Consider the following 15746-nt stretch of genomic DNA (forward strand, 5'->3'; position numbering starts at 1 on the left):
CCATTCGATGAATGCGATACGCCGCTACAAGTAACGCCCCGCCGAAGCGATCACCACGACCAGCAAGCCCAGCCCGAGATTGACCGCGACCAGCTGGCGAATCTTGTTGAGATTGGCCGCCCCGTCTGGCCAGGCTTCACTCGCCACGGCCTGCTCGAGGCGACGAAACGGGCCGAAGTACAGGTGCCCGAAGAGCAGCATCATCACGATGCCCAGCGCCAGCATCAGGTGAACATGCACGCCCACGTTGGCCATGCCACCGAGGCCAGCGAAGACCATCCAGAAGCCGCTCGCCAGCAATACCACGACGGCGGCCCATACCCAGGGAAAGAAACGTTTGAACACCTGGGCCCACAGCGCCAGTCGCAGCGGTGGTTCAAGCAGGCTTCCGGCAACCGGGCGCAGCGCCATGTAGGCGAAAAACATGCCGCCGACCCAGATCACCGCGGCGAGCAGATGCAAGGCAATGGCCAGTGTCATAGGATCCTCTCTCAAGCGCTCAGTCGATTGTTTCGTCGCAGGTCTTGCGCCGAATGAACTCGTCGACGAAGGCATCCATGACCTCAGCGTCGTAATCGCGCAGACCGCTGACCACCAGTTTCTTGGAGCCGCTGCCGACCGCCTCGCCCCGCGACGTCATGCGAAATTGTAGATGCGCCTCGCCACGCTTGCCGTTGATATCGAACGACGAGCCGGCGAACTCCACCGCCAGCGCGGCGATATCCAGCGAGTCCAGCGTGAAGCCCATGCTGTCATAGATGACCAACGGGCGCTGAGGATTGAACATCACGCCCCGCTCTTCCATCAGCGGCTTGAGGTAATGTGGGAAGTTACGCCCCGAGAAAGCGATATAGCGCCGGGTGAAAGCCTCGATCACCAGGGGGTCGCGGGTCGTTTCGCCACCGCGCTCGACGAACAGTACCTCCTTGCCGGCATCGTCCTGCACGCTGAGCGACGCATCATCGCGCACGTGGATGCCGAGCGGCATGCCATCGCCGACCATGCCGCGAAAATGAAACGTCATGCGCTGGGAAAGGCCATGCTGCGCCAACACCAGGGCGAACAGCAGATCCCCCGGCACGCAGAAGCGCCGGGCTTCGGGGTCGTGAATGGGATTGTAGTCACCGGCCATCCGCTTGGCGAAGCGGCTGGCCTGGTTCGCGGAAATACGCATCCGCCCAGTGTCCCGGGTATGGAAATCGTCGAGAAACATGCGTGTCCTGGCACCTTAAAGAAGAACGCCCGATACAGCGCCCAATAGATTTCACTGTCTTTATAATGCGACATCGAAGCGCTGCGTTCTACCATCTTACGGCGGCCAAAGCCAAGCGCGATCTGAAAACTATTTTACCCGAAACTTACCAAATCGTTACAGTATTACTCCCCGATGGTTTCCTCCACTACGCGCGTATCGAACGCCAAATAACCGGCGATCTCGGCCACGGCCTCGAAGGGTTGCTCGTAACTCCACACCGCATCGGTCAGCTTCTCCCCGCTCAGCTCGATGGAGAAGTAGTTTGCATCGCCCTTGAAGGGGCAGTGCGTCAGCGTTGGCGAGGGTAACAAGCGACCCATGACGACATCCTGACGCGGAATATACTGACGATGCGGGTAGTCCGTCTCGCGCAACTCGATGGCCGCACGGGTATCGGCAAGCAAGGTGTCATCGGCCCATACGCGAACCCGTTCGGGGTTGTGGTGCAGGCTGATGCGCCCTGCGGGATCGTGAATCATGGCGATTGCCTCCTTGGGCGTGGCCGCTAGGGATTACCCCTGAACGATAGCAGCTAGCGTTTCTGGCGCCATGTTTCACGCGTATGGTACGTCGTCTTGATACGCCTCGTCCCGAGCGGACGAAGCCGCGCAGTGAGCGAGTCGCGTCTACCACCTTGGTCGTAACCGGCACCGTCACGGGCCGCAAGACGGCATACTGTCACTCGCCTGAAACGTATCAGACCCTGACGGTAACCGATGAACGCCAGCCTCGATCCCACAGCCGGCCCGCTGATCGGCGAAAAGCTAGCCCCACCGCCTCTGCCCCAGGCGGTGGTCGCGCGCCCGCGCCTGAACGATCGTTTCGTGCTCGATGAACGAGTGCGCCTGCTGGTGGTGCAAGCGCCGCCCGGTTACGGCAAGACCACACTCATCGCTGAGCGCTTGCCGGCGTTGGAGCAACCGGCGGCCTGGCTGCGTCTTGACGCCCGCGACAACCGGCCCCAGCGCTTCGTGCGCTACTTCGCCACGGCGCTGCAGCGGTTGTGTGCCGAGCATCTACAACTGGATTTGCCTGCCCTCGATGCCGGGATCGCCTTCGATAGCGCCGTCGAGCATTGGCTGGCCTGCCTGCCTGAGCAGGCTCCCCCCTGCCGGCTGGTCATCGATGAGTTCGAGCACCTGCATGATCCGCTGATTGTCGATGGGCTGACCCACTGGCTGCGCCATCAGCCACGCTGGCTGACCCTGACCGTGCTGTCGCGGGTACGCCCGACGCTGGGGCTGGCGGCCCTGCGCTTGCGTGGCGAACTGGAGGAAATCGGCCTCGACGAGTTGGCCTTCGACCTCGAGGAGACCCAGACCCTGTGCGCCGAACAACTCGCCTTTCCGCCCACCCGGGTCAGCCTCGAGCGTGCGATGCGCCGCACCGAGGGCTGGGCGATGGCGCTCGGCTGGCTGGTCGAACGCACGACCACCCGCGCCGGCTTCGATGCGCTGGTCGAGCGTCTGGGCGGTGCGCACCCCGATTTCGTCGCCTGGTTCGACGACCTGCTGAGCGAGACGGTCGGCGATAACGACCGCCAGCTACTGCTGCAATTGGGCGTACTGTCGCGCTTCTCGCCGGAACTGGTCGCCCGCCTGCTCGATGGCAGCGCCGCCTCGCAGCGTCTCGAAGCGCTGGAAAACGCCGGACTGTTCATTCACCGCCTCGATCCGCATGACCAATGGTGCCGTTTTCATGGCCTATTCGATCGCTACTTGCGGCATCGTCGTCATGAGCTCGACCCCGCCGCCCAGCGCGCCCTGCATCGCCGCGCCAGTCAGGCCTGGCTGGCGCTCGGCGAAGTCTCGCTGGCGCTGGTTCAGGCGATCGATGCCGATGACCCCGAGGCACTGGCCACGCTGCTCGAAACCCAGGGCGCGCACCTGCTGGCCAATGGCTATTTCGCGCGGCTCGCCCAAGCGCTCGAAAGCCTCGGTGAGCCACGCCTGGCCGACGCGCCACGCCTGGCGTTGATCTATGGCTGGGTGGCGCACGCGCAATACCAATTCGACCGGGTCGCGCGGGCGTTGAGCTGGGCCGAAGCCCAGGGGGGCGCGAGCGACTGGAATGTGCTGAATGCCGAGTTCATCACCCTGCGCGCGCAACTGGCGATCAATCAGGGCGACGCCGAGCGTGCCGCGCCGCTGGCCGAACAGGCTCTGACCCTGCCCTTTCGCTACCTGGCCGCCACGCCGGTCAGCGCGGCCTCGATTCTCGGCGAGTCGCGCTTCGTGCTCGGCCATCTCGACGAGGCGCTACAGCGCATGCGCGAGGTAGAGCGCGAGGCCACGCGCATCGAGGACCCGCAACTGATGCTCTGGGCACTATGCCAGCAATCCGAGGCGTTGGTCGCCCAGGGTCGCTTGCAGGCCGCCTTCGATGCGCAGGAGCGCGCCTTCGCGCATGTTGAGAACAGCGGCCTGGGCCAATTGCCGATCGTCGAGTTCCTGTTTCGCATTCGCAGCCAACTACTCTGGGAATGGCATCATCTCGACGAGGCGGAGCAGGCCGCGCTCGGCGGCATCGCCGTGCTCGACAATCAGGGCGAGCGCTGGACCCTGCAATGCCATATCAGCCTGGCCAAGGTCGCCCAGGCGCGTGGCGACCAGGCGCAGTGCGCCGATCATATCCGGCGCATCCGCAAGGTCCTCGCCGGCGGTGACTACCACATCGATTGGCTGGCCAACGCGCATGCCACGCTGCTGGCCTGGTGGCAGTCCACCGACGACCGCGACGCCGTGGCGCGCTGGTTGCAGGAGGCGCCACCGACCCAACCGGCCATGGCGAGCAACCACTTCGCCCAGTGCAATGCCCGCAACCATGCCCGCGCGCTGACGCTGTTGGGCCGCTTCGACGAGGCCCGCTCGATACTCCACGCCCTCGAACGCCAGACCGAGCGCCTCGGCCTGGTCACCGACGCCAATCGCAACCGGCTGTGCCTGGCGGCGCTGGAGTGGGAATGCGGGCAGCGCGAGGCGGCGCTGGATCACCTGGGCGTGGCGCTCGAACTGGCAAGCCGCACCGCATTGATCGGCAGTTTCCTGCGCCTGGGCAAGCCGTTGATTCACTTGCTCGAGGCGCTGCTCGCCGAGCGTCAGCCGGACGCCCTGTCACGCTCGCGGGCCGAGCGATTGATTGAGCTGGCCAGCCGCCAACGCGATTTCGGCAACGCGGTGCGACTGATTCTCGACGACACCGTGATCGCCGATATCGTCGCACGCCCCGACGTCCCCGAACTGATCCGCACCTCGCCATTGACGCGCCGCGAATGGCAGATTCTCGGTCTGATCCACGCCGGGCTCTCCAACGAGCAGATCGCCGAGCAACTCAGCGTGGCCCCGACCACCATCAAGACCCACATCCGTAGCCTCTATCAAAAACAGAACATAAAGCGGCGCGAGGAGGCCATCGCCCTGGCCCGGGACCTGCTCAGCCGCATCCAGGGGGAGTAGTAGGCCGCTTTTTCGACTCTTCCTCTCCTCCCCCCGTCTACGCCCGCGCGCCCGAGCGCAGGAGGATTCGTTCGCCGATGAAGACGGCGACCATGGCCTTGAACTGCGTGCGTTCCGAACACTGAGAACGGCGCCGCACACCCACGAAGACAACAGGATCAGGCTATGACTCGACCTCTCGCCCCGGCCGGTACCCGCGGCCAGGACTGGTGGCGCGGCGCCGTCATCTACCAGGTGTACCCGCGCAGCTTCATGGACAGCAACGCCGATGGCGTCGGCGACCTGCCCGGCGTGCTCGCCCGGCTCGACTACATCGCCGAGCTCGGCGTCGACGCCATCTGGCTGTCGCCGTTCTTCACCTCGCCGATGAAGGACTTCGGCTACGACGTCGCCGACTATCGTGGCGTCGATCCGCTGTTCGGCAGCCTCGATGACTTCGACCGCCTGCTCGAGGCGGCGCATGCGCGCGGCCTGAAGATCGTCATCGACCAGGTGCTCTCGCATACCTCGGACCAGCACGCCTGGTTCCAGGAGAGCCGCGTCGACCGCGACAACCCCAGGGCTGACTGGTACGTATGGGCCGAGGCGCGCGACGATGGCATGCCGCCCAACAATTGGTTGTCGGTGTTCGGTGGCTCGGCCTGGCAGTGGGACAGCCGCCGCCGCCAGTACTACCTGCACAACTTCCTGGCCAGCCAGCCGGACCTGAACTTCCACCACCCGGAAGTGCAGGACGCGATTCTCGGCGAGGTGCGCTTCTGGCTGGAGCGCGGCGTCGACGGCTTTCGCCTCGATGCGATCAACTTCTGCACCCACGACGCCCAATTGCGCGATAACCCGCCGGCCGAGACGGTGCTGGAAGCCTCGATCGGCGTGCGTCCGGACAATCCCTACGGCTTTCAGCGCCACCGTTTCGACAAGAGCCGGCCCGAGAACCTGGCGTTTCTCGAACGCCTGCGCGCGCTGCTCGACGAATACCCCGGCACCACCAGTGTCGGCGAGGTCGGCGACGACAACGCCCTCGACGTGATGGCCGATTACACTCGTGGCGGCAAGCGCCTGCACATGTGTTATTCGTTCGATCTGCTCACCGAGCGTGGCGACGCCGATTTTCTGCATCACACCCTGGCCACCATGGAAGCCAAGCTCGGCGACGGCTGGCCATGCTGGGCGATCGGCAACCACGACGTGGTGCGCGTGGCCAGCCGTTGGCGGGCCACCAGCGAAGTCGAATTGCGCCTGTACATGGCCTTTTTGCTCACCCAGCGCGGCAGCGTCTGCCTGTACCAGGGCGAGGAACTGGGCCTGACCGAGGCCGAGTTGCGCTTCGAGGAACTGGTCGACCCCTACGGCATCGCCTTCTGGCCCAACTTCAAGGGCCGCGACGGCTGCCGCACGCCGCACCCCTGGCAGGCCAAGGGGCACAATGGTGGCTTTTCCTCGGTCGCGCCGTGGCTGCCGTTGCCCGAATCGCACCTAGCCCGCGCGGTGGATCGCCAGCACGGCGACCCGGACTCGCTGCTTAGCGCCTATCGCGACTTTCTCGCCTTCCGCCGCGCGCATCCGGCGCTGGTCAAGGGCGAGGTCCGCTATCATCCACTGCGCGACGACGTACTGTGCCTGGAGCGCAAGCACCCTGCCAGCCGCCCCAGCGAGCGCCTGCTGATCGCCTTGAATTTCTCCAGCGCGCCGCGCACCCTGGCCGCGCCCGGCGACGCCGCGGCGCTGGCCGATGCGCCGGCCTCGGTCACTGGCGAGTGGCGCCACGGTCGCCTGACTTTGCCGGCGCATGGCATCGCCATCGCGAGCTGTGCGGAGGAGGCAACATGGGACGTCTGACCCTCGAAGGCATCGGCAAGGACTACGCCGGCGTCGAGATCTCCCGCGATATCGATCTGACCATCGAGGACGGCGAGTTCGTCGTCTTCGTCGGCCCCTCGGGCTGCGGCAAGTCGACCCTGCTGCGCATGATCGCCGGGCTCGAGGAGATCAGCTCCGGCGAGATGTGCCTGGATGGCAAGCGTATCAACGAGGTACCGCCTCAGGAGCGCGACGTGGGCATGGTATTCCAGTCCTACGCGCTCTACCCGCACATGACGGTGGCCGAGAACATGGGCTTCGGCCTTAAGCTGGCCAAGGTCGCCAAGGGCGAGATACGCCAACGCGTCGAGCATGCCGCGACGATTCTGCACCTGACGCCGCTGCTCGAGCGCAAGCCCAAGGATCTCTCCGGCGGGCAGCGTCAGCGTGTCGCCATCGGCCGCACCCTGGTGCGCGAGCCACAGGTGTTCCTGTTCGACGAACCGCTGTCGAACCTGGATGCCGCGCTGCGCGTCGAGATGCGCGTGCAGATCGCCGAGCTGCACAAGCGTCTCGGCGCGACGATGATCTACGTCACCCACGATCAGATCGAAGCGATGACCCTGGCCGATCGCATCGTGCTGCTCAGTGGCGGGCGCATCGCCCAGGTCGGCGCGCCACTGGCGCTGTATCACTATCCGGAGAGCCTCGAGGTCGCCGCCTTTATCGGCTCGCCGCGCATCAACACCCTACCCGTCGAGGTCGTCGAGATCGCCGACGAACGCGTCAGCGTGCGCCTGCCGGGTGGGAGCGTGCTGCCGGTGGCGGTCAGCGGCGAGGGACTAATCGAGGGTAAGCCCGCCACGCTCGGCGTGCGCGCCGAGGATTTCGTCGACGCCGCGCAAGCCGACGCCAACCTTGCCGCCACCGTCAGCGTGGTCGAACATCTCGGCTATGAAACCCTGGCGCATCTGACGGTCAATAGCCTCGACGCCATCCTCACTCAACGCCTCGATGGCCTCTCGCCGCTGCATGAGGGCCAGGCGGTATCGCTCGGCCTGCATGGCGAACATTGCCACCTGTTCCGCGAGGATGGCAGCGCCTGCCGGCGACAGGTGGAAATTGGCGTGGCGGGGCGCTAGCGCCTCGCCTTCGCCGCACGACCTTATTCGCCGAGGTATTTCTCATGCAGTGCGGCGAAGGTGCCGTCCTGCTTGAGCTCTGCCATCGCGGCATTGAAAGAGGCGACGAGCTCGGCGTCACGCCGGCGAAACGCGGCGCCGATTCCTGGCCCGTAGATCGATTCGGGGCCAGTGACCAACTCGCCGACACGCTGGAAACGATCGTCGCCCAGCAACGTATCCTGGGCGAGCGGAAACGCGGTAAAGACCAGGTCGAGTCGTCCCGCATGCATGTCGTTGACGACCGCGCCGGAATCGCCGTAACGACGAATCGTCGCGTCGGGATAGAACTGCGTCACGTATTCATCCTGAATAGTGCCCTGCTGAACGCCAATGGCCGCGCCCGCCAGCTCGTCATCGGGTTTCCATTCGCTATCGCGTTGCCCCACCCAGACCGAGGGCACCTGGTAATAGGGCTCGGAGAACAGCACCTGCTCGGCACGCTCGTCGGTAATGTTCATCGCCGAGGCAATCAAGTCATACTTGCGCGCCAACAGGCCGGGGATGATCCCGCTCCACGACTGCACGACCCATTCGCACTCGCGCTGCATACGCTCGCAGGCTGCCTCGACCAGTTCCACCTCGAAACCGGTGATGGTGCCGTCAGGCAACCTGTATTGGTAAGGCGCATAGGGGATATCCACGCCGATACGCAGTGGCTCCTCTTCCGCCAGAACTACTTGAGCGAATAACGTTGTCGCGATCAGCGTGCTAAAGAACAGGGATACTCGCATTGTCATTTCCTCATTTGTTGTTGTGAATATGAGTGGAACGTCGTTACTGCTGGTAGGTTGCCTCGTGGGTCGTTATGTCGTCGGATACTGCGTCTTGCAGTGCATGCGGCCCTTTCGGACCCGCCAATTCACCCAGCGTGACGGCGTGGACCGGTGGGCGAACATGGTAATAGCCGATGGCATCGCAAGTTTCGTTCAAGCGCGCCGCCAGCAACCGGGTGACGCTCTCGCCGCACTGGCGGCCCTGGCAGGGCCCCATGCCGCAGCGCGTGAATGCCTTGAGCTGATTGGGCCCGGCACCACCCTGCTCGACCGCCCGGTCCAGCGCTGCTCGCGTGATGCTTTCGCAGCGACACACCAGGGTGTCGCCGGGCTGGCGTACCAGCCAGTCGGCGGGTAGTTGAAACAGCTGCTCCAACAAGGGTCGCGCGGCGAGATCGCGCCGGCGAGCCTGTAGCAATGCGCGCTTGTCCGCACCGCCATCGCCGATCGAGCGTTCGATCAGCGCCAGCGCCGCCAGGTGCCCTTCCCGTTCGGCATTGAGCGCGCCGCCGATGCCGCCGCCGTCTCCGGCGATCCATAGGTTGGTCTCCACCGCCAGGGTGGTGGCTCGCTGGGGGAGGAAGCACTGCTGCCCGTCATGCCAGCGATGATCGAGCCCGAGACTGCGGGCCAACTGAGGCTCGGGCACGACGCCGAAATGGGTCAACAACAACTCGGCTGGCTGGGTATGCCATTCACCGCGCCAGCGGAATTTCACGCGCTCGAGACCACCGTCGCCGCCTGCCTGTAGGGCATCGACGCCCTGCCGGATCGGCACGCCGGCACGCCGGAGCGCCGCCACCATGCGGATGCCCTTGGCAAGATAGTGGCGTGCGTGCCAGGCCTGTGCCGGCTTGCTCAGCACGCTGGCGTAGCGCTTGGCAGGCGAGATATCGAGAATCAGCTGGGGCGGCTGTCCGGCGCGCAGGTACTGCCAGGCCAGCAGGTACAGCAGGGGGCCGCTGCCGGCGAGTACCGGCGCGCTCGATGGCAACAGGGCGCCCTGCTTGAGCAGGATCTGCGCCGCGCCGGCATTCATCACGCCGGGCAGTTGCCAACCGGGAAATGGCCAGCCACGTTCCATGGCGCCGCTGGCCAGGATCAGGCGATCGGCGATCCAGCGCTGCGTCTGGCCATCCTTCAGCACGCCGAGAGAGAACCCCGAATCCTCGCGGCTGGCCCACCACACGCGGCTGCTCGGGCGATAATCGATATCGGCACGTGCGAAGGCATCGAGCAAATGCCGGCCACGCGAGTAGTCGTCACCCATGATCTCGCGGCCGACCTGCGGCTCGCTGAGCTGGCGGTAGATCTGCCCCCCCGGCGAGGCGGCCGTGTCGAACACCACCGGGCGATGCCCTGCATCAGCCAGGCACACGCCGGCGGCCATGCCCGCCGGGCCGGCGCCGATGATGGCCGTATCGATGCGGCGTGATTCAATCATGGCGATGCCCCTTCTGGCGCTCGATATGCATTCCCTCGACGACGCGCTCCAGGCAGCCCTGCCGATTGCCCTGGCCGTCGATGGTAATCAGGCAATCGTGGCAAGCGCCCATCATGCACAGCGGCGCCCTGTCGCTGCCGTCGGCATGGCGACGATAGCCTTGCCAACCCTTCACCAGCAGCACGGCGCCGGCTACCGATAGCGTCTCGGGCACATGGTGTCGTTCACCATCGAGCCAGATGCCAACATCGCGCGTCAGTGGGCGCTGTGAAGATATTTCGCACAGCTTCGGGTGCCGTGAAAAACCATCGTCAATACGCTTGAACATCGAAGCGCGCTCCAGAAAATTGGGGGTAATCCCGACCGAGGCGATCGTCGAGAAGCGATTGCGACAAGGCGCCGGCATGCAACGCCGCCAGCGTAATACCACTATGGCAGTTGAGGTTGTAGGCGCCGGGATGCAGCGTGGACTCCTCGTAAAGCGGGTAGCCATCCGGCGTCATCACGCGCAGCGCGCCCCAGGCTCGTACCAGGCGGGCATCCCTCAGGGCGGGATAGATGCGCACGGCTTTCTCGGCCAGCACCTGGAGCATTTCCAGCGTCACGCCCTTGTCGAGACCTGCATCCTCATGGCTATCACCGATCAGGTAGCCGCCACTCGCCGTCTGGCGGATCTGCGGGGTGGGTAATTGGGGCACGATGGGCCGACGCTCGGTGATCAACATCTGGCCGCGTACCGGGCGCACCGCGCCGGACAATCCGAGCACCGGGGCCAGCGTGCGTGCGCCGAGCCCGGCGGCGATGACGATCCGCTCCGCCGCGACACTCCCCATGGCCGTCCGTGCGCTGAAACCAGCGCCTAACGCCCGAACCTCGTTGACCGGGGTGGCGGGGCGAATCTCGACACCCAGCATCTGGCAGGCGGCATACAGCGCCCGTAGCAAGTACAGCGGATTGCAGTGACCATCGTGGGGCGACCAGGTGCCGCCATGCACGCTTTCACCCAATCCCGGCAGATGCGTCAGGAGTGCTTCACGTTCGAGATATTGCCAGCGGAAATCGCTTGCCAGGCGTGGCGAGGCACCCTGGAGCGCGGTGTATTCGTTGCACCGCACCTCGGCTTCATCGGCATCGAAGCACAGGTCCACCCCGCCATGGCATTCGTGCTGGATATCCACGCCGGTACGCGCGGCCAGCTCCGCGGCGAAGTCGGGCCAGGCGAGACAGGAATCCAGACTCAACTCGCCATAGCGCGGCATACCCGCGCCCTTGCCCTGCATCCAGGTCAAGCCGGCATTGCCGCGCGAAGCGCGAAGCGCGTCGTCGCTCTCATCGAGCACGCTGACGCGTTGGCCGGCGCGCGCCAGTCCATAGGCCACCGCCATGCCTACCACACCACCGCCGACGATCAGAAAATCCCGCTGCATGCCCGCTCGCTCTTATCGAATAACCATTCGACGATAGCGAGGCTTAGGCTATAGTATCCAATACCAATGACTGGCCACTCTATATCGCTACGTTATGCCTACAGTTCATCTTCGCGATCGTCAGGTCGTGGCGTTCAAACACGTCATGGAGTGCGGTACGGTATCCGGCGCCGCGCAGCGCATGCTGACCGCGCAACCCGGCGTCACGCGCCTGCTCAAGCAGCTCGAACATGATATTGGCTTCACCCTTTTCGAACGCATCAAGGGCCGCCTGGTGCCGACGCCCGAGGCACGCCTTTTCTATCGCGAGGTGGTGCGGGTATGGACCGGCGTCGAGCATCTGAGAGAAACGGCACGGCGTATTCGCGAACGCGAGGTCGGCGGGCTGCGCATCAGTGCCATGCCGCTGCTGGGCATGACATTCGTACCCGATGTGCTGGCCGATTTCGTGCCGGATCATCCCGATGCCAATATCGAGCTGTCGACCTACCGCTCCGAGCAGGTGATTGAGGAGGTGATCACCCAGCGCTGCGATCTGGGCTTCGCCATCGTCGCCCAGAACGACGACCGCGTGGACCAGGCGTTCTTTCGGCTCGATAGCCTCTGCGTGCTGCCCACGCACCATCCGCTCGCCAAAAAAGCGGAGATCTCGCTGGCGGATCTCGGCGGTGAAACGCTGATCTGTTTCGAAACCCACGACCCGCTGCGCATGGCGCTGGATCGCCTGCTGGAACGAGCCGACATCCGCCCGCGCCAGCGCCTGGAGGTCTCCCTGGCCCTGCAAGCGACGAGGCTGGTCGGCCATGGCCTGGGGCTGGCCATTCTCGACCCGATCAGCGCCAGCGCCTTCGGTACCGACTCGCTGGCATTGCGACCATTCTTTCCCTCTCTCGGCGAAGACTTTGCCCTACTGACGCCACGCGACCAACCCGGTTCACGACTGGCTCAGGAGTTCATCGCCCTGTTCCGCCAGCATCATGCCAGGCTCGGGGCCCAAGCCAGCTCCAATCCATAACAAACCCCTATGGGCATGCCCACTATTGGTATTATCCATCCCCAGGCAGGGCTGATAGCGTGCGGTTCTTTCTTGCGGAGACCCATCGCCATGCCCCAGCGCTACTTACGTACTCCCATCATGCACCGCGCCGTCGAGGCCCATGGCTTCGTGTTTTTCGGCGGCATCGTCGCCGACGATATGGCGCTGGACATGGCCGGCCAGACCCGCCAGGTACTCGATAAGCTCGCGGCCTATCTCAACGAAGCGGGAACCGAGAGATCGCTGATCGTTTCCGCCACGGTCTTCGTCGCCGACCTGGGCCTAAAGCAAGCGATGGACAGTGTCTGGACCCGCTGGTTCGACCCTGAGCACCTGCCGGCGCGCGCCACCGTCGGCGTCGCCGATCTCGGCGAGGGAACGCTGCTGGAAGTGACAGCCACGGCCGTGAAACCCCAATAAGCGATAGCATGCCAGCGGCGCACCCCCCGCTGGCATGCTGACGACGTCACTCCACTCGCAACCGCTCGGCCAGCCACTCCCTGGCACCCTTGTCACCGGCGCGCTCGGCGCGTTCGGCAAGCTGCATCGCCAGGGCGATGTCCTGCGCCTTCAGGGCGGCGCGCATCAGCCGACGGTAGTCTAGATCGCCCAATGGGTCTTCGACAGGCATCGGTGCCGCAACCGGCAGCGCCGTCGTTGGTGTCGCCTCGCGCGGCGCGACCAGCGGTACACTGGCTGAGCCAATCAGTGGCGCCAGCAGGCCGTCGACTTCACCCAGCGGGCGCACCTCCAGCGCCATCCGACCACTGGCGCGATGCGCGGCGACGGGGTTCTGCACGTCGGGCTCGACCAGGTTGCGCGCCCGGGCATGGGCACGCGCCGGATGCAGCAACTCGGTGCCAGTATCCAATGCCTGCGCGCTGGTCATCACCACCACGCGATCGGCCATGTCGCCCGGCGTCACGCCGAACGACAGCGTCAGCCGATCCGGGTTCAGGCCGCGTGCCGGTTGGTAGCTGAAATCCCGCCAGTCAAAGCGACGCTGCACGTTGCCCTGGGCATCGAGCAGCAACACGCTGGGCGCGAATAGCATCAGCGTGCCATCGGCGGCGCGTTGCACTTCGCTGGTCCACGAGAGCTTCAGCGGCCCGGCCTGGCGCGGCAGCGTCAGGGCATGAAATGGGCTCTTGCCGGTAGCGAAGACGTGTACCGGAGTCCCCGACCCGAAAGCCAGCAGCAGATCCTGACGCGGCGCCAATGCCGTCGTCGGCAGCGCGGCCAACGAGTTACAGCAATCCTCGGCCTGGTTCAACCAGGCGTCGCTGGGTGGCAAGGCGTACGAGCCCTGGCCGGATGGCAACGCGCAGCCGGCGAGCAACGCAGCGCTCAGCATCGCCGCGACGATATGACGTGCTTGCATAAGTCCCTCCAATGAAAACGCCGGCGCCACGCGGGCACCGGCAAAAACGATCGAACAGTTAGCCAATGGTCGCTTACGAAACCGCTGAATAAATTGGCGAACGAAGTGAAGCGCAAGGAGCCCGGAGCACAGAAGAATTGACATAACATGTCGTTAGGCGATTCTTCGAGCACCGCGTGACACAACGATTCGTCCGTGCAGTCATTTAAGCAGTGGTTCCTTAAAACCAGGCTTCCATCTGCAGGCCATAGGTCATGCCATCGCCCTCCAAGTCCTCGATGGACTCGCTGGCCGCGTTGTAGACTTCGCCGTTCCAATTGGCGTAAGTGACGAAGGCACGGATCACCGGGCGCGCGTAGGCGCCACGCCCGGCCGACCATTGCTGAGCCACCGTGAACTTGGTCAGATAAGCGGTATCCTGCGACGATTCCTGTGGTTCGACACGATCGTAACCCAGTTCGAAGGCGGTGCTCATGGTGTCGGACCAGTAATAGGTCGGCCGGACACCGGTGGACATCCAGGTCTGGCCCTGGCCATTGTCAAGATCGCGATCCTCGTAGATGGCGGCGTAGAGCATGTCGACGTTGGGCGAGAGGTTGACCAGGCCGTGGTCGATGACCCGCAGCATGCTGCCTTCGGGCACGGTCGAGGCGGTATTGGTCTTGCCGGCGCTACCGATGATTCCATCGGTACCGTACTGCACGACGAACTTGTTGAAGCCGCCGAACCAGTTGCCCTGGGTGTGTTCCAGGGTAATCAGGTGGCCCTTGGTGGGGTCGATGTCGGCGTCTTCCTGGGCTTCGGTGAGGGTCGCGGAGCCGTAGTCATAACCGATCTCCAGCTTGCCGCCGGGGTTGGTCGCGATATCCGCCAGGCGAATGTCCAAGGTATCGTTGGCGAGATTCTGATCGTCATCGGGGAAATCGTTATCGGTGCTGGTATTGCGCAACCAGGCCACGCTCAATTTGCCGAAGCCCAAATCGATGTTTTCGATACCGCCGCCGGGGCCAGAAACGTCCCAGTAGTAGAAGTCGTTCATGTGGATGTCGTGGCGCTGGTAGAAGCGCTTGCCCGCCCAGATCGTCGCGTTGGGCAGCGCTTCGATCACGCCGGTGGCCTGCACGTTGACCTGGCGTAGCGCGAGTTGGGTGTCATCGGCGTTGACACTCTCCCAGTCATTGGCCTGGTTGGCGCTGTAAGCGACCAGGCTATCGAAATAGAACGTCTTGCCGTCCTTTTCGTACAGCGTGGCGCCCAGCCCCAGCTCGGCGTAGGTATCGCATTCGTTGCCCAGGCGATACTTGGCGCTGGCGCCGCGTGCCTGGAAGCAGGCCTGATCGCCGCCCCCGGCGGTGGCGCCTACTCCCGAGCGCGCATAGCCGTGGAAGTTGGCATCGACGGCCTGGGCGGTCCCCGACACGCCTAGTGCCATGGCCGCGACCACGGTGGAAAGAGTGAGTGGGGTATGACGTGAAAGTCGCATGTCGATCCTCTTGTTATTGTGCCGTTCCCGAGAGACCCAGCGTTTGCGTAATCGGCGCCATTTGGCGCCCCACCGACACTCTCTCGCAGTAGCAATCGAGCGGGGCCATCCTCGACCGGTGGGATCGGGGCGGGGCGCGGGGGCGTAGGACTCGCCACGGTGGGGCGTAGCCTTGCAATGATCGCCGGCACCCAGCGAGCCAAAAAAGCCCCCGCCAATGAACTGCACCCCGAAAGTTGGACACCCAATCCAACCTTCGGGGTGTTTCTATGAGCAATCGGTACGACGAGTGGTTCAAGCTGCGGGTGGTGCAGCAGTGTTTACGTGAGGAGACCAGCTTAAGGGAAGTGGCACGTCAGCACTGCCTGGATGCGTCCACCGTACGGCAATGGTTGGACAACTACCGGCAGCATGGCGTGACGGGGCTGCGCAAGAAATACACACACCGCAGTGCGGCTTTCAAGCTGGCAGTACTTGAGAGGATGTGGCGAGATGGCTTGTCACATCG

The 15746-nt window shown here is 64.5% G+C and carries 15 protein-coding genes; 6 read left to right on the plus strand and 9 right to left on the minus strand.

Annotated elements, in window-relative coordinates; all coding sequences use genetic code 11:
- Positions 1-24 precede the first annotated feature (24 nt).
- The 3 genes from BLR92_RS19320 to BLR92_RS19330 form a co-directional block, all read right to left on the minus strand.
- Entirely contained in the window at positions 25-480 is a 456-nt protein-coding gene (locus BLR92_RS19320; protein ID WP_089730919.1) for a CopD family protein, read from the minus strand.
- A 19-nt stretch (positions 481-499) separates the two neighbouring features.
- A complete protein-coding gene (locus tag BLR92_RS19325; RefSeq protein WP_089730920.1) occupies positions 500-1213 on the minus strand; it encodes a DUF3581 family protein in 714 nt (237 codons plus the stop codon).
- 164 nt (positions 1214-1377) lie between these two features.
- The gene (locus tag BLR92_RS19330) at positions 1378-1734 is read right to left on the minus strand and encodes a DUF427 domain-containing protein (RefSeq protein ID WP_089730921.1); all 357 of its coding nucleotides are present in this window, start codon (positions 1732-1734) and stop codon (positions 1378-1380) included.
- Positions 1735-1971: 237 nt separating this feature from the next.
- On the opposite strand from BLR92_RS19330, the gene malT reads away from it, so the two are divergent.
- The 3 genes from malT to ugpC all read left to right on the plus strand — a co-directional run bounded on the left by malT (position 1972) and on the right by ugpC (position 7652).
- Positions 1972-4710: an HTH-type transcriptional regulator MalT gene (gene malT / locus BLR92_RS19335; protein WP_089730922.1), complete on the plus strand. Its 2739-nt coding sequence runs from the start codon at positions 1972-1974 to the stop codon at positions 4708-4710.
- 165 nt (positions 4711-4875) lie between these two features.
- Positions 4876-6549, plus strand: coding sequence for an alpha-amylase family glycosyl hydrolase (locus tag BLR92_RS19340; protein WP_089730923.1), 1674 nt, complete (start codon positions 4876-4878; stop codon positions 6547-6549).
- Complete coding sequence (gene ugpC, locus BLR92_RS19345; protein ID WP_089730924.1) at positions 6537-7652, plus strand: sn-glycerol-3-phosphate ABC transporter ATP-binding protein UgpC; 1116 nt, start codon at positions 6537-6539, stop codon at positions 7650-7652. Before BLR92_RS19340 ends, ugpC begins: the two co-directional genes overlap by 13 nt.
- A 23-nt stretch (positions 7653-7675) precedes the next feature.
- Here ugpC and BLR92_RS19350 read toward each other — a convergent pair whose 3' ends face one another.
- The 4 genes from BLR92_RS19350 to BLR92_RS19365 are packed head-to-tail and all read right to left on the minus strand — an operon-like array spanning position 7676 to position 11338.
- Entirely contained in the window at positions 7676-8425 is a 750-nt protein-coding gene (locus BLR92_RS19350; RefSeq protein ID WP_089730925.1) for a transporter substrate-binding domain-containing protein, read from the minus strand.
- A gap of 43 nt (positions 8426-8468) precedes the next feature.
- The gene (locus BLR92_RS19355) at positions 8469-9911 is read right to left on the minus strand and encodes an FAD/NAD(P)-dependent oxidoreductase (RefSeq protein WP_089730926.1); all 1443 of its coding nucleotides are present in this window, start codon (positions 9909-9911) and stop codon (positions 8469-8471) included.
- Complete coding sequence (locus tag BLR92_RS19360; protein ID WP_089730927.1) at positions 9904-10239, minus strand: (2Fe-2S)-binding protein; 336 nt, start codon at positions 10237-10239, stop codon at positions 9904-9906. The genes BLR92_RS19355 and BLR92_RS19360 overlap by 8 nt, the downstream gene beginning before the upstream one ends.
- Positions 10223-11338: an NAD(P)/FAD-dependent oxidoreductase gene (locus BLR92_RS19365; RefSeq protein WP_089730928.1), complete on the minus strand. Its 1116-nt coding sequence runs from the start codon at positions 11336-11338 to the stop codon at positions 10223-10225. Before BLR92_RS19365 ends, BLR92_RS19360 begins: the two co-directional genes overlap by 17 nt.
- A 127-nt stretch (positions 11339-11465) precedes the next feature.
- Here BLR92_RS19365 and BLR92_RS19370 point away from each other — a divergent pair, with 127 nt between their 5' ends.
- Positions 11466-12353: a LysR family transcriptional regulator gene (locus tag BLR92_RS19370; protein ID WP_175488860.1), complete on the plus strand. Its 888-nt coding sequence runs from the start codon at positions 11466-11468 to the stop codon at positions 12351-12353.
- Positions 12354-12443: 90 nt separating this feature from the next.
- Entirely contained in the window at positions 12444-12794 is a 351-nt protein-coding gene (locus tag BLR92_RS19375) for a RidA family protein (protein ID WP_089730930.1), read from the plus strand.
- 46 nt (positions 12795-12840) lie between these two features.
- On the opposite strand, the gene BLR92_RS19380 is transcribed toward BLR92_RS19375, so the two are convergent.
- Both BLR92_RS19380 and BLR92_RS19385 read right to left on the minus strand, forming a co-directional pair.
- The gene (locus BLR92_RS19380; protein ID WP_175488861.1) at positions 12841-13755 is read right to left on the minus strand and encodes a MalM family protein; all 915 of its coding nucleotides are present in this window, start codon (positions 13753-13755) and stop codon (positions 12841-12843) included.
- A 220-nt stretch (positions 13756-13975) separates the two neighbouring features.
- Positions 13976-15238 carry a maltoporin gene (locus BLR92_RS19385; RefSeq protein ID WP_089730932.1) on the minus strand — a complete coding sequence of 421 codons (1263 nt, stop codon included), beginning with the start codon at positions 15236-15238 and terminating at the stop codon, positions 13976-13978.
- A 269-nt stretch (positions 15239-15507) separates the two neighbouring features.
- On the opposite strand from BLR92_RS19385, the gene BLR92_RS19390 reads away from it, so the two are divergent.
- A partial coding sequence (locus tag BLR92_RS19390) for a helix-turn-helix domain-containing protein (protein ID WP_139171629.1) occupies positions 15508-15746 on the plus strand: 239 nt, incomplete at its 3' end.

Source organism: Modicisalibacter muralis (genome assembly GCF_900102945.1).
Lineage (GTDB): Bacteria > Pseudomonadota > Gammaproteobacteria > Pseudomonadales > Halomonadaceae > Modicisalibacter > Modicisalibacter muralis.

What these genes read in the sequence shown, in the direction of transcription:
- BLR92_RS19375 (WP_089730930.1), top strand. Translation starts at nt 12,444, where the DNA reads ATGCCCCAGCGCTACTTACGTACTCCCATCATGCACCGCGCCGTCGAG.
- ugpC (WP_089730924.1), top strand. Translation starts at nt 6,537, where the DNA reads ATGGGACGTCTGACCCTCGAAGGCATCGGCAAGGACTACGCCGGCGTC.
- BLR92_RS19330 (WP_089730921.1), bottom strand. Translation starts at nt 1,734, where the DNA reads ATGATTCACGATCCCGCAGGGCGCATCAGCCTGCACCACAACCCCGAA.
- BLR92_RS19350 (WP_089730925.1), bottom strand. Translation starts at nt 8,425, where the DNA reads ATGCGAGTATCCCTGTTCTTTAGCACGCTGATCGCGACAACGTTATTC.
- BLR92_RS19340 (WP_089730923.1), top strand. Translation starts at nt 4,876, where the DNA reads ATGACTCGACCTCTCGCCCCGGCCGGTACCCGCGGCCAGGACTGGTGG.
- BLR92_RS19360 (WP_089730927.1), bottom strand. Translation starts at nt 10,239, where the DNA reads ATGTTCAAGCGTATTGACGATGGTTTTTCACGGCACCCGAAGCTGTGC.
- BLR92_RS19385 (WP_089730932.1), bottom strand. Translation starts at nt 15,238, where the DNA reads ATGCGACTTTCACGTCATACCCCACTCACTCTTTCCACCGTGGTCGCG.
- BLR92_RS19325 (WP_089730920.1), bottom strand. Translation starts at nt 1,213, where the DNA reads ATGTTTCTCGACGATTTCCATACCCGGGACACTGGGCGGATGCGTATT.
- BLR92_RS19355 (WP_089730926.1), bottom strand. Translation starts at nt 9,911, where the DNA reads ATGATTGAATCACGCCGCATCGATACGGCCATCATCGGCGCCGGCCCG.
- BLR92_RS19380 (WP_175488861.1), bottom strand. Translation starts at nt 13,755, where the DNA reads ATGCAAGCACGTCATATCGTCGCGGCGATGCTGAGCGCTGCGTTGCTC.
- BLR92_RS19320 (WP_089730919.1), bottom strand. Translation starts at nt 480, where the DNA reads ATGACACTGGCCATTGCCTTGCATCTGCTCGCCGCGGTGATCTGGGTC.
- BLR92_RS19365 (WP_089730928.1), bottom strand. Translation starts at nt 11,338, where the DNA reads ATGCAGCGGGATTTTCTGATCGTCGGCGGTGGTGTGGTAGGCATGGCG.
- malT (WP_089730922.1), top strand. Translation starts at nt 1,972, where the DNA reads ATGAACGCCAGCCTCGATCCCACAGCCGGCCCGCTGATCGGCGAAAAG.